Annotated in this window: 21 protein-coding genes and 1 riboswitch; of the genes, 7 read left to right on the forward strand and 14 right to left on the reverse strand. The window is 69.7% G+C overall.

Features of this window, described 5'->3' with window-relative positions; genetic code table 11:
- Window positions 1-16 precede the first annotated feature (16 nt).
- From IFSED24_RS08770 to IFSED24_RS08780, 3 genes are all read left to right on the forward strand, one after another.
- Window positions 17-190: a ferredoxin family protein gene (locus IFSED24_RS08770; protein ID WP_491334841.1), complete on the forward strand. Its 174-nt coding sequence runs from the start codon at window positions 17-19 to the stop codon at window positions 188-190.
- A gap of 135 nt (window positions 191-325) precedes the next feature.
- Entirely contained in the window at window positions 326-739 is a 414-nt protein-coding gene (locus IFSED24_RS08775) for a response regulator (RefSeq protein WP_491334842.1), read from the forward strand.
- Window positions 732-2,858 (forward strand): ATP-binding protein, encoded by a 2,127-nt coding sequence (locus IFSED24_RS08780; protein WP_491334843.1) that lies wholly within the window; start codon window positions 732-734, stop codon window positions 2,856-2,858. The genes IFSED24_RS08775 and IFSED24_RS08780 overlap by 8 nt, the downstream gene beginning before the upstream one ends.
- A gap of 112 nt (window positions 2,859-2,970) precedes the next feature.
- On the opposite strand, the gene IFSED24_RS08785 is transcribed toward IFSED24_RS08780, so the two are convergent.
- The 8 genes from IFSED24_RS08785 to IFSED24_RS08820 all read right to left on the reverse strand — a co-directional run bounded on the left by IFSED24_RS08785 (window position 2,971) and on the right by IFSED24_RS08820 (window position 10,920).
- Complete coding sequence (locus IFSED24_RS08785) at window positions 2,971-3,291, reverse strand: YbjQ family protein (RefSeq protein ID WP_491334844.1); 321 nt, start codon at window positions 3,289-3,291, stop codon at window positions 2,971-2,973.
- Between the two features lie 12 nt (window positions 3,292-3,303).
- Window positions 3,304-3,765, reverse strand: coding sequence for an anti-sigma factor family protein (locus IFSED24_RS08790; protein ID WP_491334845.1), 462 nt, complete (start codon window positions 3,763-3,765; stop codon window positions 3,304-3,306).
- Entirely contained in the window at window positions 3,762-4,424 is a 663-nt protein-coding gene (locus tag IFSED24_RS08795) for an RNA polymerase sigma factor (RefSeq protein WP_491334846.1), read from the reverse strand. Before IFSED24_RS08795 ends, IFSED24_RS08790 begins: the two co-directional genes overlap by 4 nt.
- Before the next feature lie 11 nt (window positions 4,425-4,435).
- Window positions 4,436-5,014 (reverse strand): cob(I)yrinic acid a,c-diamide adenosyltransferase, encoded by a 579-nt coding sequence (locus tag IFSED24_RS08800; RefSeq protein WP_491334847.1) that lies wholly within the window; start codon window positions 5,012-5,014, stop codon window positions 4,436-4,438.
- A gap of 465 nt (window positions 5,015-5,479) precedes the next feature.
- Complete coding sequence (locus tag IFSED24_RS08805) at window positions 5,480-6,862, reverse strand: YncE family protein (protein ID WP_491334848.1); 1,383 nt, start codon at window positions 6,860-6,862, stop codon at window positions 5,480-5,482.
- A 23-nt stretch (window positions 6,863-6,885) separates the two neighbouring features.
- Entirely contained in the window at window positions 6,886-8,898 is a 2,013-nt protein-coding gene (locus tag IFSED24_RS08810) for a TonB-dependent receptor (RefSeq protein WP_491334849.1), read from the reverse strand.
- 144 nt (window positions 8,899-9,042) lie between these two features.
- A riboswitch (cobalamin riboswitch) is annotated at window positions 9,043-9,186 on the reverse strand.
- A gap of 90 nt (window positions 9,187-9,276) precedes the next feature.
- Window positions 9,277-10,308 (reverse strand): tRNA dihydrouridine synthase, encoded by a 1,032-nt coding sequence (locus IFSED24_RS08815; protein ID WP_491334850.1) that lies wholly within the window; start codon window positions 10,306-10,308, stop codon window positions 9,277-9,279.
- Window positions 10,309-10,386: 78 nt separating this feature from the next.
- Window positions 10,387-10,920 (reverse strand): ferritin family protein, encoded by a 534-nt coding sequence (locus IFSED24_RS08820; protein WP_491334851.1) that lies wholly within the window; start codon window positions 10,918-10,920, stop codon window positions 10,387-10,389.
- 255 nt (window positions 10,921-11,175) lie between these two features.
- Here IFSED24_RS08820 and IFSED24_RS08825 point away from each other — a divergent pair, with 255 nt between their 5' ends.
- The 4 genes from IFSED24_RS08825 to carB all read left to right on the forward strand — a co-directional run bounded on the left by IFSED24_RS08825 (window position 11,176) and on the right by carB (window position 18,353).
- On the forward strand, window positions 11,176-12,453 hold the full coding sequence (locus IFSED24_RS08825; protein WP_491334852.1) for a citrate (Si)-synthase: 1,278 nt from the start codon (window positions 11,176-11,178) through the stop codon (window positions 12,451-12,453).
- Between the two features lie 134 nt (window positions 12,454-12,587).
- Window positions 12,588-13,823, forward strand: a complete 1,236-nt coding sequence (locus IFSED24_RS08830; protein ID WP_491334853.1) for an MBL fold metallo-hydrolase — start codon at window positions 12,588-12,590, stop codon at window positions 13,821-13,823.
- 146 nt (window positions 13,824-13,969) lie between these two features.
- Window positions 13,970-15,130, forward strand: a complete 1,161-nt coding sequence (gene carA, locus IFSED24_RS08835) for a glutamine-hydrolyzing carbamoyl-phosphate synthase small subunit (protein ID WP_491334854.1) — start codon at window positions 13,970-13,972, stop codon at window positions 15,128-15,130.
- Window positions 15,117-18,353 (forward strand): carbamoyl-phosphate synthase large subunit, encoded by a 3,237-nt coding sequence (carB, locus tag IFSED24_RS08840; RefSeq protein WP_491334855.1) that lies wholly within the window; start codon window positions 15,117-15,119, stop codon window positions 18,351-18,353. Before carA ends, carB begins: the two co-directional genes overlap by 14 nt.
- Here carB and IFSED24_RS08845 read toward each other — a convergent pair.
- Genes IFSED24_RS08845 through IFSED24_RS08870 form a run of 6 tightly spaced genes read right to left on the reverse strand, consistent with a single transcriptional unit; the run spans window position 18,350 to window position 22,350 of the window.
- Window positions 18,350-18,880 (reverse strand): GNAT family N-acetyltransferase, encoded by a 531-nt coding sequence (locus tag IFSED24_RS08845; RefSeq protein WP_491334856.1) that lies wholly within the window; start codon window positions 18,878-18,880, stop codon window positions 18,350-18,352. The two genes, carB and IFSED24_RS08845, sit on opposite strands and share 4 nt — an antisense overlap.
- The gene (locus IFSED24_RS08850) at window positions 18,877-19,686 is read right to left on the reverse strand and encodes a phosphatase PAP2 family protein (protein ID WP_491334857.1); all 810 of its coding nucleotides are present in this window, start codon (window positions 19,684-19,686) and stop codon (window positions 18,877-18,879) included. Before IFSED24_RS08850 ends, IFSED24_RS08845 begins: the two co-directional genes overlap by 4 nt.
- Window positions 19,687-19,688: 2 nt before the next feature.
- Window positions 19,689-20,060: an acyl-CoA thioesterase gene (locus IFSED24_RS08855; protein WP_491334858.1), complete on the reverse strand. Its 372-nt coding sequence runs from the start codon at window positions 20,058-20,060 to the stop codon at window positions 19,689-19,691.
- Between the two features lie 22 nt (window positions 20,061-20,082).
- Entirely contained in the window at window positions 20,083-21,222 is a 1,140-nt protein-coding gene (locus IFSED24_RS08860) for an NAD(P)/FAD-dependent oxidoreductase (RefSeq protein ID WP_491334859.1), read from the reverse strand.
- 1 nt (window position 21,223) lies between these two features.
- The gene (locus IFSED24_RS08865; protein WP_491334860.1) at window positions 21,224-21,676 is read right to left on the reverse strand and encodes a thioredoxin family protein; all 453 of its coding nucleotides are present in this window, start codon (window positions 21,674-21,676) and stop codon (window positions 21,224-21,226) included.
- Complete coding sequence (locus IFSED24_RS08870) at window positions 21,673-22,350, reverse strand: RluA family pseudouridine synthase (protein ID WP_491334861.1); 678 nt, start codon at window positions 22,348-22,350, stop codon at window positions 21,673-21,675. Before IFSED24_RS08870 ends, IFSED24_RS08865 begins: the two co-directional genes overlap by 4 nt.
- Between the last annotated feature and the right edge of the window lie 81 nt (window positions 22,351-22,431).

Genomic DNA, 22,431 nt, shown 5'->3' on the forward strand with positions numbered 1-22,431 from the left:
GTCGAGGAGGATTCTCATGCCCGCTCTCGTCGATCCCGCCAAGTGCACTGGCTGCGAGGATTGCATCAACGTCTGCCCCACCGAGTGCATCAGCCTCATCGACGGCAAGGCCAAGGTCGATCAGGACGACTGCACCGATTGCGAGGCCTGCGTGGACGCGTGCCCCGAGTCGGCCATCTCCATGGAGTAGCCGGGGCCTTCCGCTCTCGCCGATTGTGACACCGCCCGCCCTGCGCGGGCGGTGTTTCATTAAAGATTACCCTGGCCCTGTCGATCATGGTGGCGTGGACCCGAGCGGATGGACCCGCTGGCCAAGGACGGAGCCATGAGCCATATCGAGAGCCTGAGGACGGCCCTGCCGTCCGGCGCGCGCGCCGTAGTCATCGACGACAGCGCCACCATGCGCCGCATCTTCACCAAGCAGCTCACGGACCTCGGCCTGGAGGTCACCGCGTTCAACGACGGTCGCGAGGCCCTCGACGCGCTCGAGCAGCAGATCGCCGGCACCACCCTCATCTTCTCCGACATCCAGATGCCCACCATGGACGGGTTCGAGTTCTGCTGGCGCCTGCAGCAGTCCGACTGGTACGACGGCACGCCGCTGGTCATGGTCTCCACCTGCAGCGACGCCAGCAGCGTGGTCCGGGTACTCAAGCTCGGCGCCGACGATTTCATCCCCAAGCCGTTCGACCGCGAGGACCTGGCCCAGATCATCGAGAGGGTGCTCTGCCATGACTGAAGCCACCGCTGTCGCGCACCGCGCCGTCGACCGCATGCAGGTGCGGATCGAGCACCTCGACACCCTCCTCTCGCTGGCCGGCGAGGTCATCATCACCAGCGCCAACCTGCAGGACCTCGAGCGACGCGCCAACGGCGCGGCCAACTCCGGCGGCCAGCTCGACCAGGATGGCCTGCACCTGATCAAGTCGAGCAACGAGGCCACGCGCCGCATCAGCCAGGACCTCCACGACCTGGTCATGGCGATCCGGCTGGTGGAGATCGGCGAGACCTTCCGGGTGCTGCGGCGACCGGTGCGTGACCTCTGCCGCAACCTCGGCCGTGAGGCCGAGATCGAGTTCCTGGGCACCAGCACGCTCATCGACAAGGCCCTGGCCGAGCGGCTGGTCGACCCGCTGCTGCACCTGCTCCGCAACGCGGTCGACCACGGCATCGAGCCGCCCATGACCCGCAAGGGTGCGGGCAAGCCGGTCTCCGGACGGATCACGGTCGAGGCCACCGACAGCGAACACCACACCGAATTGCGCGTCGCCGACGATGGCGCCGGCGTGGACGCCGAGGCCGTCATGACGGCCGCCGTGGCGGTCCTGGGTGAACGCGCCCAGCAACTCCCGCTGGTCACCCTCCTCTGCCAGCCCGGTCTGACCACCGCCAGCCAGGTCACCGCCACCAGCGGCCGCGGCGTGGGCCTCGACCTGGTGCGCAGCGTGGTCGACGAGTTCGACGGCGAGCTCTCACTCGAGACCGCCCCGGGCCAGGGCACCACCTTCGTCCTGCGCATCCCCAAGCTGCGCGCCGTGAACATCATCGATGCCCTGACCCTGCGCGCCGGCGGCGACCTCTACGCGCTGCCCATCGAACAGGTGGTGGCCAACATCGGTCTGCACCGCGACCAGATCCAGACCGCCTTCGACCGCAGCCGGCATTTCCTGCACCAGGACGAGGTCGTGCCCCTGCATTGCCTGCAAGAAGTCCTCGATCAGGGGACCGTGGTCGACCTGCCCGAAACCATTCCCGTCATCATCCTGCGCGGCCGTCGCGGTCGCGCGGGCTTCGTGGTCAGCGAGTTCCTCGGACCGCAGAAGCTGGTGAACATCCCGCTGGACGAGGCGATGGACCATCACCCGGCCATTGCCGGCACCGCGGTCTTCACCGGCGGCAAGCTCGGCCTGACCGTGGACGTGGATCTCCTGGTGGCCGGCGTCCAGGGCGATGCCGACCTGGTCGCCCCCACCAGTCGCCTGCTCGAGGCGGTCAGCGAGGCAGCGCGGGCCCAGGATCCGACGCGCCAGGAACAGGCCACCGAGGACCGCGAATCCCGCGGCGTCCGCTCCCCCGCCGCCAGCGACGATCTGGCCGAGGACGAGGCCGAATTGCGACGCGAACTGCTGGGCGGCCTGCAGGCGCTTCAGGACATCCTGCTCAGCCTCGAAGCCGACCCCGGCAGCGGCGAACACCTCAACGCCGCGTTCCGCCGGCTCCACGCCGCCAAGGGCCACTTCAGCGTGCTCGAGGCCGAAGCCCAGGCCGACCTGGCACATCATCTGGAGACGGTCCTGGACTATCTGCGCGCCGAGCGGCTGGTGCTGACTCCGGAGCGTATGGACCTGCTGCTCGACGGCGTGTCCGACCTCTTCAAGGCCGCCGAGCAGTTGCCCGGCGTCCCCGCCGATCCCCCCGCGGCGCTGCTGACCGCGCTGGCCGAGCTGACGGCCTCCGAGATCGTGGCCGCCGAGGACGGCCTCTCGCTCGATGACCTGGTCCGCCAGCCCTTCGACCTCTCGCCCACCACCCAGCTCCAGGTGCTCAGCGCGCTCAAGCGCGGCGAGCGCACCTACGAGACCTTCCTCAGCTTCGACCCCGGCCGCCAGCCCAGCTTCCTGGCCGCCTACCTGGTGCTGCGGCGCATCGGGAAGGCCGGCACCGTGCTGGACACCCTGCCCTCGGCCGCCGACATCGAGCAGGGCCACTGCGGGCGCGAGGTCAAGGTGCTCTGGTCGACCCCGCTGAGCGAGGGCCAGGTGGACGAGCATTGCGAGCGGCTCGCGCCGCTGTACAACTTGCGGGAGCATCGGACCATTCCCACCACCATCTTCCGTTACGAGGCGTCGGGTCAGTAGGTCCTGTCGCGCAGGTCCTCGCGCCGGGCGGCCTAAAGGGCCGCCCGGCTGCTGCGGAGTTGCGCGACAGGACCTACTGACCCGACTTGCGTGGGTGGGAGGGGGATGAAGGTCAGGCGTCCTCGAGGATGACGGCGGTGCCGTAGGCCAGCATCTCGGCGGCGTGCTCCATCATCTCGCAGGTGGCGAAGCGCACGCCGATGACGGCGTTGGCACCGTTGGCGCGGGCCTCGGCGATCATGCGGTCGAGGGCCTGCTCGCGGCTCTCGGCCACCATCTTGGTGTAATCCTCGATCTCGCCGCCGACCATGTTCTTCAGGCCGGCCATCAGGTCGTGGCCGATGTGCCGGGCCCGGATGGTGTTGCCCTTGACCAGGCCCACCACCTTGACGATCCGCTTGCCGGGCACCTGCTCCAGGGTCGAGACGAGCATGAGGGACCTCCGTCAGCGCACGACGTCGTCGTAGCGGTCGCGTTTGCGGGTGAAGAGACGCTGGCGCAGGGCGGAGATGAGCAGGAGCAACAGCCCGGACGCCGCCACGAACAGGCCCAGCCGCACCAGGATGGGAATGGCGGCGGCCAGGATCAGGACCGCCAGGCGCAAGACCAGGTAGCCCCCCACCACGGCGGCACCCACCGCGAACAGGGTCCAGCCGAGATTGCGCTCGCCGCGGTTGTAGACCCCGCGGTGGAAGTCCTCCCAGGCCTCGCGCGGCGCCGGCCTGAGCTGGAGATAATCGGTGAAGGCCTTCATGCGGACCACGCGCTCGAGTTCCTCGCGCGCGGTCGATTCGGTCGCCAGCCAGAGTTCCACCTGGTCGCGATCTTCCTGGCCGAGTTCGCCGTCGGCATACGCCGAGATCAGGGGACCGTCACGCTCGGGATCGAAGACTCGGATGTCGCTCATGCGGACACCTCCTCTTCCCCCAGTTGCGCCCGGATGCGCCGTCGGGCGCTGTGCAGCCGGGACATGACCGTGCCCAGGGGGATGCCGACCAGGTCGGCGATCTCGCGGTACTTCAGCCCCTGGAAGGTGTAGAGCAGGAAGACCTCGCGCAGTTCCTCGGGCAGCGCCTGCACGGCGGCCCAGAGGCGGACCCGTAACTCCTCGGCCTCGGCCGCCTGCAACGGCGAGGGCAGCTGGGCGGGCTCGCTCACCCACTCCAGCGGGCAATCGCCCTTGTGGCGCGTCTCGTCACGCTTCTGGTTCAGCGCCGTGTTGCGCACGATCCGGTAGAACCAGGGAAAGAACGGCTCGTTCAGCCGGAACCGGTCCAGCGACCGGTGGATCCGGATGAAGGCCTTCTGGGCCGCGTCCATGGCGTCGTCGTGGTTCCCGCAGAACCCGAGGGCCAGACCGTAGGCGCGGTGCCGGTAGCGTTGCATGATCGCCTCGAATCCCTGGACATCCCCCCGCTGGAAACGGGCGATGTCCTGCTGGTCCTGAGCGTCGCCGCGGTCGAGGGCGGCATCGTGTCCGTCGCGTGGCAGAGGTACCCCACCGCCGGCCTCGGTATTCGAGGCCAATCTGGACCAGGGCCAGGGGAACGGAGAAAGGCGCTTCACATCGTCTCCAGCTAGTCCTTGGCCCGGCGCCCGGGCCACAGCACGTCATCGCGGCCGGCGGCGTGGTTCACGTGCCGGGCCGCCACGAAGAGCAGGTCGCTGAGGCGGTTGAGGTAGATCAGGGCGGAATCGGGTAGGGCGGCGCCGGTCTCGCGCAGGGTCACCAGCTTGCGCTCCGCGCGCCGGCAGATCGACCGCGCCAGGTGCAAGGCGGCCGCGGCCGGCTGGCCTCCCGGCAGGATGAAGGCCTTCAATGGGGGCAGATCCTCACCCAGACGATCGATGACCGGTTCGAGGTCGGCGCCGTCCACGGCCGGTTCCTCCTGCTCACCGGCGACCAGGCGCTGACAGCGTCCGGGATCGGCCAACAACGCCCCCAGTTCGAAGAGGTCGGCCTGGATCCGGGCGAGGTCCGCGGCCAAAGGCTCCAGCCGTGGCAGGTCGAGCGCCGACGTCGCCAGGCCGAGGGCGCTGTTCAGCTCGTCGACCTCGCCGTAGAGGTCCACGCGCGGGCTGGCCTTGCTGGTCCGGCTGCCGTCGACGAGACCGGTCTGTCCACCGTCTCCGGTGCGGGTATAGATTCGGGGCACGGTCGATCCTCCAGGGTGGCGACCGCCAAGATATTACCGGACCACCGGTCCAGGGCAAGGAAAGTTGCAGGATAGGAGATTGGTGCCCGCGCCCACAGGGGGGTGATGCACGTGGCTCCCGCGTCCCGGCGCTGCCCGATGCAGCGTCGCGGAACCCGGTCGGACACGCTAGGGCCCGGGCACCTGGAAGACCGGCTGAAGGAACAGGGGCGATGGCCTGCATCCCCCAACGATGCACGCATCGCCCTTGCTCGCGGGGGATATGCCGCTGGAAGGGGGTAAGGTGACGGTAAAGAGTTCTTCAATTTCCAGCTCCGGCGAACGCAGCCCACAACTTGTTGCTTTCGTGTCGCTTACGAAACACCGAACCCGTGCCGCCACCCTCATCGATTGGGCCAACCTGAGCGGCCCGCCCTCCCCAGCGCGGGTGGGACGGGCCTCCGGGGTGCGTCCGCTGCAATCTGGCTAACGCACCAGGGTCAGGCTCCGGGCGGCGAAGCCGTCGTGGCCGGTGGCCACCATGCGGTAGACGCCACTGGCCACATCCCGGCCGTTCCGGTCCCGACCGTCGAACTCCCAGACCGCGTGGCCGGCGCCATCGGTGATGACGCTGGCCCGCCGGATGAGGCGCCCGCGCAGGTCGATCACCCGCAGGTCCACCACCGCGGTCGCCGACGCGGTCAGGGCCACCGACGCCCGCGGGTTGGCCGGGTTGGGCCAGGGAGCGGCCAGGTGGAGGCCGGCAGCGGGCAGGTCCAGGACCGGCACGGCCGGGTCCTCCGGCAGGGCGATCAGTGCCGGCGGCAGGCCGCAGGGAAGCGGGCCGGTGGTCAGCTGGGCACCGCTGAGCGCGTCGTACACGCGCACCCCGGCCGCGCCGAGGTGGCGATCGGCGACGAAGAGCTGGAAATCGCCGTCGTAGCAGATGTCGGCGTGGTCATAACCGGATGCCTGCGCCACCAGGGCTGGGGCGCCTCCGCTGCGGTAGGCCTTGATGGCGGTGTGGAAGTTGCTGTCGGCGATCACCGCGTGGCGACGGCCATCCGCCCCGCCGGTGAGATCCACGAGGTCGCCGCCGAGATCGGTCTCGGTGATCTCCAGCCCCAGCGAGGTCAGGGACTCCAGATCCACCACGTCCACGCCGCCGTCCTGCAGCGCGTAATAGCCGTTGCAACCGAGCAGCAGCCGCGTCCCCTGGCGCACCGGTTCGCAGTAGGGATTGGCCGCCGCGAGCAGGATCCCCTGGGTACCCGGCTGACCGGGATCGCAATCGATCCAGGTGCGGGTCGCGAGGTCGAGGACCAGCAGGTAGCTGTCGCCCACCGGGGCGTACCAGCCATCGCGGTCGAGGCGCTCGCAGGTCAGGAAGAGGCGGTCGCCGTCGCGCACGAGCCAGCCGGTCTCGGGCAGGCCGTCCGCGTCGGCGAAGGCGGCGGTGGAGAGTACGTGGAGGATGGTGCCGTCGGCGGGGTCGATGTGCAGCAGCTCGGCCGTGTCGTAGCAGCTGACGTAGGCCGTCCCGTCGTCCAGGAAGGCGATGTCGCGCAGGCCGCGGCCCAGACCCAGACTGAACTGATCCACGGTGGCCAGGTCCTGCGCGGGATCGAGGACCTGGATGTTGTCGGCGCCGGCGCGGTTCACGACGTAGACCAGGCCGTCGTGCCAGCGGGCGCTGGCGTCGTGGTAGACCGGTTCGAGGTCCGGATCCACGGTCCAGGGGGCGCTCAGGGTGATCCTGGCCACGGTGGCCGCCGAGGTGTAATCGGTGGCGATGACCACTCCGGAATCCTGGGCCAGGGCCGACCCGGACAGGATCAGTGCAGCGACGAGAAGGGTCAGGTTCCACATGGACGATGCTCCTTGTTGCGACCTCAATGCCAGTGCAGCGAGACGCGGACGCTGCGGCCCGGCAAGGGGTAGTTCTCCACGTCGTAGACGGCGTTGTCGGTGACGTTCAGGACCTCGGCAGTGAGCGTGGCCTCGCGGCCCTCTCCCCAGGGCCCGTCGCGGAAGCTGCGGGCCAGCGCCAGGTTCAGGATGGTGCGGTCCGGGGTCCGGTCGATGTCGCGGTTGTAGCGCGTGCGGTAGCTCGCCGACTGATGGATCAGCGTGGCGCTCGGCCGCCAGGCGCCGAGGCGCCAGCCCAGCTCGGTGTAGGTCTCCCAGTCGCTGAGGTACGGCAGCGCCTTGCCCTCGTAGGTGGGATCCGCTCCGCCGTCGTCGCGCGCCTGCTGCCAGGTGACGTTGGCCGACAGGTCGATCGCGCCGCGCTCCAGCACCCCCTCCAGCTCGAGACCCCGGGTGCGCGAGCGGCCGATGTTCTCGGGTCGCGCGAGGCCCGGGCCGGCATAGCTGTAGACGATGGTCTTCTCGGCGATCTGCTCGAAGGCGGTCAGGCGCACTGCCCCGCCGAGGTCGGCGGCGGCCAGGCGCAGCCCCAGATCGCGGCCCGTGATCTCCTCGGGAACCAGCTCGCGGTTGCCCAGGAGCCCGCCGGGCTGGCCGAAGAGCTCGATCCAGGAGGGCTCGCGGACCGACTCGTGCCAGTGGCCCTCGAGGATCACCGCCTCGCCCAGGACCTGCCACTGGACGCCCAGCGACGGCGAGACCGAGTCCTGTTCATGGCTCACCCCGGCTTCCTCGGGCAACCAGGGCAGGGCCGGCACCGGGGGAAAATCGTCGCGGGAGCGCTGCCAGCGCCAGGCCGGCGTCACCACCAGCCGGGGCCCGCTCAGCTCCATGGCCAGGCTGGCGAAGGCCGCTGCGGTGTAGCGATTGCGGCGCGGTTCGTCGACTCCGTCGTTGGCCTCGCGGTACCACTGGTAACGCCAGTCGCCGCCCAGGGTCAGCCCCAGCCCCACCGCCGACCAGTCCCGTCGGGGCGACCACACCAGGCGTCCCAGGGCATCACCGCCGGTGGCGCGGGTACGCTCGTAGGGGTCGAAGCCGACCTCGCCGTCAGGATCATAGAGCCAGTCCTCTTGCCGGGCCAGCGCCAGCTCCGCGGTGAGCGTGCGGGCGCCGTTGCCCAGGCCCAGGCGGCCCTCGAGGCGCTCGTGACGCACCCTGGCCACCGGCGTCTCGGCCACGTTCTGCGGCCCGGGCCGTCCACCATCACGGCGAAAATATCCGCCGCTGATGCGGGCCAGTCCCGGCGTGCCCGCGAGCTCGCCCAGCCCGAAGAGGCCCCACTCGGCGAAGTCGGCATTGGCGCGCTGCCGTGGTTCGAGGGCGAGCTCGGGACCGACCCAGTCGGGAATCCAGGGCGTGTACTGGAAGCGATTGTCGATGCGGCGACCGTGGACCAGCAGCATGCCGCGGCGCGACCCGTCCCGCGAGGCGGCCTCGTGGCTGACCCGACCGCCGACATCGCCGAAGCTGCCCGCGAAGAGCCGGCAGGCCGATCCCTCCCGGTCCTCGCGGGTGACCAGGTTCACCGCCCCGGCGCCACCCACGCCGCCCAGCCCGGCCGGCACCAGGCCGCGATGGATCTCGGCCCGCGCGAAGCGTTCGAGCGGCAGGAGCGAGATGTCGACAGCGCCGCGCTGGGCGTCCGCCAGGGGCAATCCGTCCACGAGAACCTGGACCTGGGCCCCGCTGGAACCGCGGATGTGCGGCACCGCCTCGGCGCCGAGCCCCCCGTAGCGATGGATCTGTAGGCCGGCCACCCGGGCCAGCAGCTCGCCCAGGTCGGCGCCCCCGCGCTTGTGCTCGAGATCCACCACGGTGACCACGCCCACGGCGGCGGGGAAGACGCGGTCGGCCACACTGCGGCCACGGACGACCAGGGTGTCGTGGACCACGGTGACCATGGCCACCTCGGCGGGAGCCACGGCGGTCTCACCCCACGCCGGTGAAAAGCCGCCCGCTATCAGGCAGAGCAAGATCGCAGATCCGGTCAGGGACCTGCACGATGGCGAGGATGACGAGGAAACCCACCGGCGCCATGCGCGGCCGGAGCTTCTGGTCCTGGGGACCGCCACTGCCGTACCTCTCCCACGAAGGTGACGGACAAGGGCTCGGGACCGGTCTCCTGGCTCACGGGTCGTCCTACTGCCCGCGCCTTCCCGGAGCCCTCGTCACCCATCCTGGGTGGCGTTCTCCAGTGGCATGGTGCGGGGGTCGTCGCCGTTCACAGTGGCGGGGCCGCGCCGGATTCTCACCGGACTTCCGCTGGTCGTCGAGCCGCCGTGCCGCGTTGCCGCGGCTTGCGATGACTGACAGGTCCCGGGACTCCGCCCGGAACCGGTGACCGGGCAATCCTACGCGCCCGGATAATCCCTGTCAACGAGCCGCTGCCAGATCACCTCGTGGTCGGCCTCCAGGCTGCTGGCCAGGAGTGCCGCTTCGGGGTCCTGCTCCACGGCATCCTCGCGACGCTGGATCAGCGATTCGGGCAGATGCGCGGTGAAGTCGGCCTCGGTATAGGGCCGCCAGCGATGCCAGAAGTGGAGGTGCCAGAGCACGAAGCGGTGCGCCCGCTGATGCCCCTTCTCATCGTCGCCGAAGTGCTCCAGGGCGAAATCGAGATAGCGGCGCATGATCGCCCAGCGCTGCGCGAGGTCGGGGTCCCAGGCCCCGCCCGTGGCCAGTTCCTTGAAGATCCAGGGCTTGATCAGGCAGCCGCGCGCCACCAGGAACGAGCGCACCGGCGTCTCGGCCCGACGGCGCTCCAGGTCCCAGACCGTGAGGATGTCGCCGTTGCCCAGCACCGGCACGGAGAGAGCCTCGGCCACCGCGGCGATGATCCCCCAGTCGGCCGACCGCTTGTAACGCTGCGCGCGGGTGCGGCCGTGCACCACCAGCGCGTCGGCCCCCTCGGCCTCGGCCAGCCGGGCCACCTCCACGGCGTTGATCTTCTGCTCGGTGTATCCCGAACGGATCTTCACCGAAAGCGGCACCGCCACCGCCCCGCGAACCGCGGCCACCAGGCTCGCCAGCTTGCCGGGTTTCTTGAGCAACGCCGATCCGCTGCCACGCCGCACCACCAGGTCGATGGGACAGCCGAAGTTCAGGTCGATGAAGCGGGCACCCTGGTCCACGGCCATGCGGGCCGCCTCCACCAGGGTTTCGCTGCGCTTGCCGCAGAGCTGGACGCCGAAGGTGTCCTCGGAGACATGGTGGCGCAGGAGCGGCTTCTCGCCACCCTTGACCAGCTTGTCGGCCAGCACCATCTCGCTGCAGGTCAGGTCGGCGCCGAACTCGCGGCAGAGTCGGCGGTAAGGCAGGTTGCCGCCCTGGGCCATGGGAGCCATGGCCACGACGTCGGTGAAGAACGCGCGGTGATCGGACAAGAGAGCCTCCAGGGGCCAATACCGGTGGCCGCCCGCTGCCGGGCGGCCACCGGGATGGATCGCGGGCGGGGCGGGCGGCTAGCCGCCGTCGAGCATGGGGCTCTCGTCGAAGCCGTGCCAGCCCTCGGGATCCGCCATGTAGTCGTAGGTATTTTTCAGCAGCGTGTAGTGGTGCTGCTCCTCGCGGGCGAGCGACCGGAAGATCTCCTTGGCGCGCTCGGACTGCACGGTCTCCACAGCCTTGGTGTACATGTGGTAACCGTTGCGCTCGACCTCCATGGCACCCTTGAGGATCTCGAGTTCCGACGCCTCGGCGGCGTAGGGATCGGCAGCCTTCTCCAGGGCCGACTCGAAGATCTGGCGCGCCGATTTGTGGTCGTCGTCCTCTTCGGGCTGCATGTCATCGGGGTTGTTGTTGACCAGCAACTGCGCCTTGATCTGCAGCAGATAGGCCTTGTGACCCTTCTCATCCTCGGCCAGCGACTGGAACAGGTTCCGCTCCATGGCGGTGGGAGCGTTCTCGGCGCGGTCGATGAAGAAGGCCATGCCGGTCTCCTCGAACTGCACGGCCCTGTCCAGGATCTCCAGACACTCCCGAACGTCGTCATTCATCCGCGGTCCTCCTCATGGTGACGAATGCTATTCACAGAACACGCAGGCAAACAAACAACACAACGCTGGTTCTGGCAACTCCGGGTTCAGGCCGGGCATTCCACTGGCCCTTGCCGACCGGGCCGTCTGCCCGGCCTCCTACAAGGACTCGACAGATCCGGTTGTTGCAGTAAAATGGGACGTTACTAGTATATGAACACCTGGAGTCACGAGGCCCCAATGTCCCGGGAGAACCGGGCACTCGAGGAGAACGGCATGGGAAAGCTGCACGATCGGCTAGAAGAACTGATCCCCGTCTGGCGCAATGACCTCGGTTCCCTGGTCAAGAACCACGGCGACGAGGTGATCAGCCAGGTCACCGTGGCCCAGGCGCTGGGCGGCATGCGCGGCATCAAGTGCATGGTCTGCGACACCAGCGAGGTGCCGCCGGACAAGGGCCTGATGATCCGCGGCACGCCGCTGGGGGAACTCACCGACCTCACGCCCGAGGAGATCTTCTACCTGCTCTGCACCGGCGAGCGGCCCGACGCCGCGGCCACCGAGGATCTGCGCCAGGACCTGGCGCGCCGGGCCGTGGTGCCCGCCTATGTCTGGCAGGTGCTCGAGAGCCTGCCCAAGGACGCCCATCCCATGTGCATGCTCGACACCGCCGTGCTCAGCATGCAGGGCGAGAGCGAGTTCGTGAAGGCGTACCACAAGGGCGTGGCCAAGACCGACTTCTGGCACTCCATGCTCGAGGACTGCCTGAACCTCATCGCCCGCCTGCCGGCCATCGCCGCGGCGGTCTACCGCCTGCGCTTCGAGAAGGGGCCGCGCATCGAGGCCAACCCCGACCTCGACCTCTCCAACAACTTCGCCCACATGCTCGGCCTGCGCGACATGTACGCCGAATCCGCCGACATGGTGCGCCTCTACCTGGTCTTGCACTGCGACCACGAGGGCGGCAACGTCTCGGCCCATACCTGCAGCCTGGTGGGCTCGGCCCTCAGCGACATCTACTACTCGGTGTCCGCGGGTCTGAACGGTCTGAGCGGTCCGCTGCACGGCCTGGCCAACCAGGAATGCCTGAACTGGGTCCTGGCGGTGCGCGACAAGTTCGGCGGCCTGCCCACGGAGGAGCAGCTGCGCGACTTCGCCTGGGAGACGCTCAACTCCGGACGCGTGATCCCGGGCTACGGCCACGCGGTGCTCCGGGTGACCGACCCCCGCTTCACCGCGCTGGTCGGCTTCGCCAACGAGCACTTCCCCGACGACGAGATCGTGGCCCTGGTGACCAGGATCTTCAAGGTGGTGCCGGAGGTGCTCAAGGAGCACGGCAAGGCCAAGAACCCGTGGCCCAACGTGGACGCGGCCAGCGGCTCGCTCCTCTACCATTACGGCATGACCGAGTTCCCCTACTACACCGTCATGTTCTCGGTCTCGCGAGCCCTGGGCATGTGCGCGCAGCAGGTCTGGAACCGGGCCATGGGCGCGCCCATCGAGCGGCCCAAGTCGGTCACCAGCGTGTGGCTCAAGCAGCAGGTCGGCAGCTAGGCCCCGCTCCGATCGCGAACCAAACTCCATCGACCCCGCCGGCCGCCTTTCCAGGCGGCCGGTCATTTGTTATCATCTAAGCGTAATTGAACTCTGGTGACCGGAGTCCCCGGTCGGTCATGAAAGGCCCAAGCATGCCCCGCCTGCCTTTGACACTCCTGGGATTGCTCCTGCTGGCACCCGCGCTGGCGGTGGCCGGCGTGACCATCACGGTGCTGGATGTGGGCCAGGGCGACGCCACCCTGGTGGAGTCCTCCAGCGGCACCACCCTGCTCTTCGACGGCGGGCCCAACGGCACCGGCAGCAGCATCATCCTGCCCTACCTCACCAGCCGGGGGATCGATACGCTGGATTACATCGTTGCCAGCCACTACCACGCCGACCACATCGGCGGGCTCGACGAGGTCTACAGCCGGACCGGCGCCACGAGCGGCGTCTGGGACCGCGGCTGGGACTACACCACCGTCACCTACCAGAACTACGCCTCGGCGGTGGCCGCCGATCGTCACACCCTCGGCGAGGGCCAGGTCTTCGACCTCGGCGACGGCGTCACCGTGACCTGCCTCGCGCTCAACGGCCACGGCGAGCTGGCGGCGCCCTACGACGACGGGAGCTACGAGAACGAGTATTGCGTGGCGCTGCTCGTCGAGTGCGGCGACTTCGACTACTTCCAGGCCGGCGACCTCATCGGCACCGACGACGGCGGCCACGTGGACGTGGAGACCGGCGTGGCCCAGAGCCTCCAGGCGCTCGACCGCGCCGACCTCGAGGTCTACAAGGTCAGCCACCACGGCAGCTACACCAGCAGCAACGCCGCCTTCCTCAACGCCACCACTCCCGAGGTGGCCATCATCTCGGTGGGCGACGACAACACCTACGGCCACCCGCACCAAGAGCCCATGCAGCGGCTGCAGGCGCGGGACGTCTTCGTCTACCAGACCACCAGCGGCAACGGCTACACCCTGCCGCCGGCGGACATGCGCGTGGTCGGCGGGCACGTGGTGATCGAGACCACGGGCATCGGCGACTACACGGTGGACGGGGATGTCTGGGAGATGGATGAGCAGGGCGGCACCCCCGTGTCCGATCTACCGCTGGCCTTCGAGTTGCTGGGGAATCATCCCAATCCGTTCAACCCCGCCACGGTGGTCACCTTCCGCTCGGTGCACGGCGGGTCGGGCCTCTTCGAGGTCTTCGACCTCGCCGGCCGGCGCCGCCACTGGCAGACCGTCACCGCACCCGCCGGCACCTTCAACCTGACCTGGCGCGGCCGCGATCACGCCGGACGCCCCCTGCCGGCCGGGGTCTACCTCTACCGGTTGCGCCTGCCCGACGGCCAGGGTCAGGGCCGGATGGTGCTCGCCAAGTAGGGCCGCGGCTCCTGCGGCGCGGTCTGCCGGCGAGCGATCCGCCCAGATTGCCGCGCCGACAGCCTTCGCGCTGGCCAATCCGCCCCTCCGGTACTATGATGACGTCCCGGTCACCCAAGCAACCGCCCCCCGACCGGGAGCCCCCCATGCCCACACCCCCCGCGGCCCTGCTCGTGCTCGAGGACGGCACCCATTGGCCAGGCTACGGCTTCGGCGCCGCCGCCACCGTCACGGGCGAGGCGGTCTTCAACACCAGCCTCACCGGCTACCAGGAGATCCTCTCCGACCCCAGCTACCACGGCCAGCTGGTCACCCTGACCATGCCCCAGATCGGCAACACCGGGGTCAATACCGAGGATCTGGAGAGCGACCGCGTCCAGGCCTCCGCGCTGATCTGCCGCGAACCGAGCCCCATCGTCAGCAGCTGGCGCGCCGAGACGTCGCTCGACCACTGGCTCCAGGAGCACGGCGTGCCCGGGATCGGCGGCGTGGACACGCGGGCGCTGGTGCTGCACATCCGACGACACGGCGCCATGCGCGGGGCCCTGGACAACACCGGCGCGCCCGACCCGCAGCAGCTCCTCGCCGCCGCAAGGTCGGCAGCCGACATGACCGGACTGGACCTGGCCGGCGCGGTCACCTGCGAGCAGCCTTACACCTGGAACGAGGGCGCCCACTGGTGGCAGCCCACACCCCTGCCGGTCTCGACCGAACGGCGCCTGCGCGTGGTGGCCTACGACTTCGGCATCAAGCGCTCGATCCTGCGGCAGCTCGCCGCCAGGGGCTGCGAGATCGTCGTGGTCCCGGCCCACACTCCGGCCGCCACGGTGCTCGCCCATGACCCCGACGGCATCTTCCTGAGCAACGGTCCCGGCGACCCCGCGGCGGTGACGTACGCCGTGGACGCCGTCCGCGAGCTGCTCGGCCGGCGCCCCATCTTCGGCATCTGCCTCGGCCACCAGATCCTGGCCCTGGCCCTGGGCGCCCGCACCTACAAGCTCAAGTTCGGCCATCGCGGCGGCAATCATCCCGTGCGCGAGGACAGTACCGGCCGCGTTGTCATCTCGGCCCACAACCACGGGTTCGCGGTGGACCCCGACACGCTGCCCACCGGCACCGCCATGACCCACGTGAGCCTCAACGACGACTGCTGCGAGGGCCTCGCCGTCGCGGACCGCCGCGCCTTCTCGGTGCAGTACCACCCCGAGAGCAGTCCGGGGCCCCACGACAGCGCCCATCTCTTCGACCGCTTCGTCCAGCTCATGACCAGCGACACCGACCAGGAGCAGGACCATGCCCAAGCGTGACGACATCCGCAGCATCCTGATCCCCGGCTCGGGCCCCATCACCATCGGACAGGGCTGCGAGTTCGACTACTCGGGCGTGCAGGCCTGCAAGGTCCTGCGCCGCCTCGGCTACCGGGTGATCCTGGTCAACAGCAATCCCGCCACCATCATGACCGACCCCGACCTCGCCGACGCCACCTACGTCGAGCCGCTGGGCCCGGGCCTGGTGGAGGCGATCATCGAGAAGGAACGTCCCGACGCGCTCCTGCCCACGGTCGGCGGCCAGACCGGGCTGAATCTGGCGGTCCGGCTCGCCCAGCGCGGCACGCTCGAGCGCTTCGGTGTCGAACTCATCGGCGCCAGCCTCGAGTCGATCCAGCTCGCCGAGGACCGCCAGAAGTTCCGCGAGGCCATGGAGGCCGCCGGCGTGCCGGTGCCGCCCAGCGTCACCTGCCGCAGCCTCGACGAGGCCCACGCCGCCATCGCCGAGATCGGCTACCCGGCGCTGGTGCGTGCGAGCTTCACCCTCGGCGGCACCGGCGGCGGCATCGCCGACGATCCCGCCACCTTCGAGCAGACCGTCGCCCACGGCCTGCGCCAGAGCCCCGTCGGCGAGGTCCTCATCGAGCGTTCGCTCACCGGCTGGAAGGAATTCGAGCTCGAGGTCATGCGCGACTGCGCGGGCAACTTCGTCTCGGTCTGCACCATCGAGAATCTCGACCCCATGGGCGTGCACACTGGCGACTCGGTGACCGTGGCCCCGGCCATGACCCTCACCGACAAGGAGCAGCAGCACCTGCGCGACCTCGCCCGCCGCGTTCTCGAAGCGGTCGACGTGCAGACCGGCGGCAGCAACGTGCAGTTCGCGGTGCATCCCGAGACGGGCCAGACCTTCGTCATCGAGATGAACCCGCGGGTGTCGCGCTCGTCGGCGCTGGCGAGCAAGGCCACCGGGTTTCCCATCGCCAAGCTCGCCGCCCAGCTCGCCGTGGGCCTGACCCTCGACGAGATCCCCAACGACATCACGCGCGCCACCCCGGCCAGCTTCGAACCGAGCCTCGACTACTGCGTGGTCAAGATCCCGCGCTGGAACTTCGAGAAGTTCCCCGAGGTCGACGACACCCTCGGCCCGCAGATGAAATCGGTCGGCGAGGTCATGGCCATCGGGCGCACCTTCGCTGAGGCCTTGAACAAGGCGCTGCGCGGTCTGGACACCGGCCTCGACGGCTTCGGCGGCCAGCTCGCCGATCTCGCCGGGCCCGGCGACCACGACCGCCTCGCGCGCCCCACCGCCCAGCGCCTGGCCCAGCTCGCGGCCTTCCTCCGCGACCATCCCGACCCCGAGATGGCCGCCGGCGAGGCCTCCCGCCTCAGCGGCTACGATCCCTGGTTCGTGGCCCAGCTCCAGCGCCTGCTCGCGGTGGAGGCCGAGCTCGCCGGCGCCGGCGAACTCTCTCCCGAACTCCTGCGTCGCGCCAAGCAGCACGGCCTGTCCGACCGCGCCCTGGCCCGGCTGCGCGGCACCACCGAGGAGGAGATCCGCGCCTGGCGGCGCGAGTGGTCGATCCAGCCGCACTACTACCGGGTGGACACCTGCGCCGGCGAGTTCGCCGCCGAGACGCCTTACCTCTACTCGCACTACGAGGAGGGCGACGAGGCGCCGCCCACGCGGCGGCCCAAGGTGATGATCCTCGGCGGCGGCCCCAACCGCATCGGGCAGGGCATCGAGTTCGACGCCTGCTGCGTGCAGGCGTGCTGGGCGCTCTCGGAGATGGGCTACGAGACCATCATGGTCAACTGCAACCCCGAGACCGTCTCCACCGACTACGACACCGCCGACCGCCTCTACTTCGAACCGCTGAGCTTCGAGGACGTGCTGGGCATCGTCGAGCGCGAACGCCCCGACGGCGTGCTCGTGCAGTTCGGCGGCCAGACCCCCATCAACCTGGCCAACCAGCTGGCCGCCGCCGGCGCGCCCATCTGGGGCACGCCTCCCGACAGCCTCGACCTGGCCGAGGACCGCGGCCGCTTCGGCGCGTTGCTGCGCGAGCTGGAGATCGACCACCCGCGCTGGGGCCTGTCCCATGGCCGCACCGAGGCCCGCGCCATCGCCGCCGACATCGGCTATCCCGTGCTGGTGCGGCCGAGCTTCGTGCTCGGCGGCCGCGCCATGGCCATCGCCTACGACCAGGACCAGCTCGACCGCTTCCTCGACCTCGCCGCCCAGGTCTCCCCAGGCGCCCCCATCCTGGTGGACGAGTACATCGAGGACGCCTACGAGGTGGACGTGGACGCAGTGGCCGACGGCGAGCACGTGGTGCTGGCCGGCGTCATGCAGCACATCGAGGAAGCCGGTGTCCACTCGGGCGACAGCGCCTGCGTGCTGCCGCCCTACAAGGTCAGCCTCTACCACCTGGGAATCATCCGCGAGGCCACCGAGAAGCTGGGCCGCGCGCTCAAGGTCAAGGGCCTGATGAACGTGCAGTACGCGGTGAAGGACGACGTGGTCTACGTCATCGAGGTCAACCCGCGCGCCAGCCGTACCGTGCCGTTCGTGAGCAAGGCCACCGGTATCGAGGTGGCTCGGTTGGCCGCCCAGGTCCAGGCCGGACGCACGCTCGCCGAGCTGGGCTTCACCGAGATGCCGCCGGTCGACGGCTTCTTCGTCAAGGAGAAGGTGATGCCCTTCGACAAGCTCCCCGGCGCCGACGCCCGGCTCAGCCCCGAGATGCGCTCGACCGGCGAGGTCATGGGCCACGCCGCGCGTTTCGGGCACGCAGTGGCCAAGGCCATGATGGCCGCGGGCAACGATCTGCCCACCGAGGGCGCGGTGCTGATCACGGTCAACGACATGGACAAGTCGGGCGCGATCCGCATCGCCCGCGACCTGCACCGGCTCGGCTTCACGCTCTTCGCCACCGGTCGCACCGCCGAGGCCTTCGACCGCGTCGGCATCCCGGTGACCAGGGTGGAGAAGGCCGGCCGCGAGGGGACCACCACCGTCGACCTGATCGCCGGCGGGCGGGTGCAGCTGGTGATCAACACGCCGCTGGGCCAGAAGGCCCACGCCGACCAGCAGGCCATGTACGCCGCGGCCATCGCGCACAAGGTGCCGCTGATCACCACGCTCTCGGCCGCCCGCGCGGCCGTTGGCGGGATCCAGGCGTTGCGGCAGCGTGCGTTGCGGGTCCGGCCTCTGCAGGAGCACCACGCGCTCAAGCGACGACGCGCCCTCGGCAGCTAGACCAGCCGGCCGTAGACGTAGAGATCGAGGATCTCGCCCTCCTTGCGGGCCGCCGCGCGGAGCAGGCCTTCGCGGGCGAAACCGCTCTTCTCGAGCACCCGGCACGAGGCCTCGTTGCCCTGGTAGACCTTGGCGGTGAAACGTCGGAGCTCGTGCGCGGCCGCGGCCCAGGGCACGAAGGCGCGCACCGCCGCCGAGGTGAGGCCCCTGCCCCAGAAGGGCCGGCCGAGCCAGTAGCCCAGCTCGCCGTCGTGGCGGAAGTTGGGCACGCTCGAGAGCATCACGCCGACCCCGCCGACCAGGCCGTCGGGACCGGCGATGGCCAGGTTCTGCGCCGGGTCGTGGTCGGCCTGGCCGACGATCCACTTGAGCGCGGCCAGCTCGTCGTAGGGGCGGGGGAAGAGGTCGGTGACCCGGCGCCAGATCTCGTAGTCGTTGGCCAGGGCGCAGAGCCGCTGCAGATCGCCCTCGGCGAACTCGCGCAGCCAGAAGCCCTCGATCTCCAGGGGAATCTCCACGTCCATCATTCCGTCTCCGCCTGGCTGATTGCCGCGGGCCGGTCGGGTGTCACGGCCGCCACCGCGTTCCAGGCGATGGTCCAGCCCAGCAGCACCTGCGAGAGGTAGTGCTTGCGGTCGTTGAGGCGCGACCAGCCCGTGAGCAGGCCCACGGCCCGGGCCGCGGCGCGCGCCGCCCCTGGCGAGAGTCGCTGGGCCAGGGTCCAGCAGGGGATGGCGCCGATGAACGCGTGTCCGCTGGCCGCGTTGGCGTGCTGCAGCGGTCGCCATCGCGGCGATCCGTCGTGGCTCGAGGGCCGGTTGCTGCCGAGGAGCCGCTGCACGGTCCACAGGGTCGGCAGGCCCACACACATGGCCTCGAAGTTGGCCCGCCCCCAGCGCGAGACGGGGCTCGACTTCCAGAGCCAGTCGCCCAGCCCCATCAGTCCCCACACCAGGAAGAGGCCGCGTTCGCCGGCGGGCTTGACCACCCGCGCCACCTGGTCGCCGGGGCTCGCGGGGAATTCATCCACGCGCAGGCGGTCGGCCTCGGCATCCCGACCTGCCGCGCGCAGCCCGCGCCGGCGCTCGTCGAGGCGGCCTTCACGCGGAGAAAGGGTCGTGGTATGCCAGCGCTCGAACGCGGTGTCGGCGCCGCTGTAGACCAGGACCGCGGCCACCCCCAGCGCCGTGCCCAACCGGAGGAACGCACGGCGGCCATAGTTGCGCCGCCACTGCGGTCCGGTGTGACGGAAGAGCGCGCGTCCACGCCGGCGTGATCCGCCCGTGGGCCAGGCCACCACCAGGATCAACGCCGCCAGGGCCGCGATCCACATGCTCAATCCTCCCAGGCGACCAGGGGCGTCTTGCGACCCTCGCCGTCGACGGCCACGAAGACCAGCTCGGCCTCGGTGACGGTGATGGTCTCATGCGTGTCGCGCCGCCGCGCCTCGGCGTGGATCTTGACCGTCACCGAGGTCGTGCCGGTGGCCAGGATCTCGCCGCTGAGCGTGAGCAGATCGCCAACGTAGACCGGCTCGCGGAAGGTGAGCTCGCGCACCACCACGGTGGCGAAGCGGAGGTTGCGGAACCGATCGCGGCAGCACGCTGCGCCGGCCAGGTCGATGTACGACATGATGACGCCGCCGAAGATGGTGCCGTGGCTGTTCGTGTCGCGCGGCAGCAGCGTGATCTTCTGGTAATCCTTCACGGTCGACCCCTCCATCGGGATTTCAGGTACGGATCCAGGACACCACCTGCTGGGCAAGCGAGGGGGCACTGGTCAGGCCGGGCGATTCGATGCCCACGAGATTGATCAGGCCGGCCAGGTCGCCGGTCTCGCGCTGCACCACGAAATCGGCGAATCCCTGACGCCACCAGGCGAGGCGGCGCGGGCGCAGGCCGCACATGTCGGGCCCGAGATCCTCCCGCGCGAGGAAGGGCAGGAAGCGCTGGGCGCCGACGAAGAAGGACTCGGCGCGCTCGGGGTCGACGGTGTAGTCCTCGCCGGCGCGCGGCGGCAGCGGCTCGACATCCGGACCGAGGCGCATGCGCCCGGCGAGGTCGAGACACAGGTGCACGCCGAGGCTCGAACCGTCGCGGGGCGGCACGGGATAGACCAGGCGCTCGACGCGCCCGTCGTGTCGCGGCGAGATGGCGAAGTAGTTGCCCTTGACCCAGCGCAGGCGCCAGTCGCGCGCGTCGACATCGATGCCTGCGAGCGCCGCGATCCGATCGCTGTAGAGGCCCGCGGCGTTGACCACCCACCGCGAGGTGTGGTGCCAGCCTTCGCGGCCGCTGCCCGTCGGCGGCTGGATCTCCAGACGCCAACCGTCGTGCTCGCGGTCGAGCCGCGTACACTCGGCGCCGGTCATGACCTGGGCGTCGGCGGCCTGGGCCTGACGGGCGAACGCCCGGGTCGCCCCCTCGGCATCGACGATCGCCGTGCGCGGCGACCAGAGCGCCGCCACGGCCTGGACCGACGGCTCGAGACTGGCCACCTCGCCGGCGTCGAGCAGCCGGAGATCCTCCACCCCGTTGGCTTCGCCCTGCACCAGCAAGCGTTCGAGTTCGGTGACCTCACCCTCGGTCACTGCCACGACGAGCTTGCCGCACTCGCGGTACCGCACGCGATGCCGCTGGCAGAAGGTCTTCAGCAGACGCCGTCCCTGCACGCAGTGCAGCGCCTTGAGCGAGTCGGTGGGGTAGTACATGCCCCCGTGCACGACCTCGCTGTTGCGGCTGGTGATGCCACCGCCCACGGCGGGGCCGCGCTCGACCAGCACCGTGTTCAGTCCCTCGGCCGCGGCCCGGGCCGCCACCGCGCACCCCACGATACCTCCGCCGATGATGGTCAGATCGACATCCGCCATGCTACCCCTCGACCGCCGTGAACTCCTCGTACGACTGTGTCCGATAGGCTCCCGTGGCGACCCACCGCAGCACCTGCGCGAAGGTGGTCGCGTCGAGAAAGCCGGGCACGTAGGTAATGCCCTCGCCCTCGCTGTTCAAGAACCAGATCGTGGGCAAGCCCTGCACGCCGTACTGGGCCTTGAGTTGGGGATTCCGATCGGCGTCGACCATGGTGGGCACGAACTCATCGTTCAGCAGCCGTGCCACCTCGGACTGGGTGTAGGTCTCCGTCTTCATCTTCTTGCACCAGCCGCACCAGTCGGCCGTGAAGTGGATCATCACGGGTTTGCCGACCTCGCCGGCCTCCTGCAACGCGGCCTCGTAGGGGCGCCAGGCGACGGGCCCGGCGGACTCGCCGCCCACCACCGGGCCGGCGATCCCCAGCAGGGCCAGGCAGAGCAGAATGCGTGTCATGTCGTCACCTCGCTGTCGCGCCAGGGCCAATCCGCGGGCAGCGGAGCCTCCAGCACCACGGGTTCGCCGCCGACGGGATGCGCCACCACCAGCTTCACGGCATGAAGCGCGATCCCCGCCGGACTCGGGCGCCGGCGGGCGCCATACTTGACGTCGCCCCAGACGGGCCAGCCCATCAAGGCCACTTGCGCCCGGATCTGATGCCGCCGACCGGTGATCAGCTCGATCTCCAGCAAGCACCGGTCCGCGGACCGGCCGCGTAAAGTGTAGCGCAACCTGGCCAGCTTGGATCCCGGGAATGACTCCCAGGCCGCCCGGGTGACGCCCGTTGCGTCACCCTTCGCCGCAAGATAATGCTCCAGAACGTCTTGTTCTTTTTGTGGTTCTCCCTCTACAATGACCAGATACCGCTTCTGGACCGTCCCTTCGCGGAACTGGGCACTCAAACGCGACGCCGCCTTGCTGGTCCGCGCCAGCAGGATCACTCCGGTGACGGGCCGATCCAGGCGGTGCACCAGCCCGAGGTACACGTTCCCCGGCTTGGCATACTTCTCCTTGAGATAGGCGCGGGCCGAGTCGAGCAGGGTCGGATCACCGGTGCGGTCCCCCTGGACGAGGACATTGGCCGGCTTGGCCACCGCCAGCAGGTGATTGTCCTCGAAGAGGATCGTCAAAGGGATGGACAACGGCGACACTCCCGGACGGCCGGCGCGACGTTCTCGAGGACCAGGCTGAGACCCTAGCATCCCCGTGGC

This window comes from Candidatus Latescibacter sp. IFSED24 (assembly GCF_058273205.1).

Bases quoted from the DNA above. Each gene is read 5' to 3' on its own strand.
- carB (WP_491334855.1), top strand. From the start codon at position 15,117: ATGCCCAAGCGTGACGACATCCGCAGCATCCTGATCCCCGGCTCGGGC.
- IFSED24_RS08845 (WP_491334856.1), bottom strand. From the start codon at position 18,880: ATGATGGACGTGGAGATTCCCCTGGAGATCGAGGGCTTCTGGCTGCGC.
- IFSED24_RS08785 (WP_491334844.1), bottom strand. From the start codon at position 3,291: ATGCTCGTCTCGACCCTGGAGCAGGTGCCCGGCAAGCGGATCGTCAAG.
- IFSED24_RS08860 (WP_491334859.1), bottom strand. From the start codon at position 21,222: ATGGCGGATGTCGATCTGACCATCATCGGCGGAGGTATCGTGGGGTGC.
- IFSED24_RS08770 (WP_491334841.1), top strand. From the start codon at position 17: ATGCCCGCTCTCGTCGATCCCGCCAAGTGCACTGGCTGCGAGGATTGC.
- IFSED24_RS08780 (WP_491334843.1), top strand. From the start codon at position 732: ATGACTGAAGCCACCGCTGTCGCGCACCGCGCCGTCGACCGCATGCAG.
- IFSED24_RS08865 (WP_491334860.1), bottom strand. From the start codon at position 21,676: ATGACACGCATTCTGCTCTGCCTGGCCCTGCTGGGGATCGCCGGCCCG.
- IFSED24_RS08775 (WP_491334842.1), top strand. From the start codon at position 326: ATGAGCCATATCGAGAGCCTGAGGACGGCCCTGCCGTCCGGCGCGCGC.
- IFSED24_RS08830 (WP_491334853.1), top strand. From the start codon at position 12,588: ATGCCCCGCCTGCCTTTGACACTCCTGGGATTGCTCCTGCTGGCACCC.
- IFSED24_RS08825 (WP_491334852.1), top strand. From the start codon at position 11,176: ATGGGAAAGCTGCACGATCGGCTAGAAGAACTGATCCCCGTCTGGCGC.
- IFSED24_RS08805 (WP_491334848.1), bottom strand. From the start codon at position 6,862: ATGTGGAACCTGACCCTTCTCGTCGCTGCACTGATCCTGTCCGGGTCG.
- IFSED24_RS08850 (WP_491334857.1), bottom strand. From the start codon at position 19,686: ATGTGGATCGCGGCCCTGGCGGCGTTGATCCTGGTGGTGGCCTGGCCC.
- carA (WP_491334854.1), top strand. From the start codon at position 13,970: ATGCCCACACCCCCCGCGGCCCTGCTCGTGCTCGAGGACGGCACCCAT.
- IFSED24_RS08790 (WP_491334845.1), bottom strand. From the start codon at position 3,765: ATGAGCGACATCCGAGTCTTCGATCCCGAGCGTGACGGTCCCCTGATC.
- IFSED24_RS08820 (WP_491334851.1), bottom strand. From the start codon at position 10,920: ATGAATGACGACGTTCGGGAGTGTCTGGAGATCCTGGACAGGGCCGTG.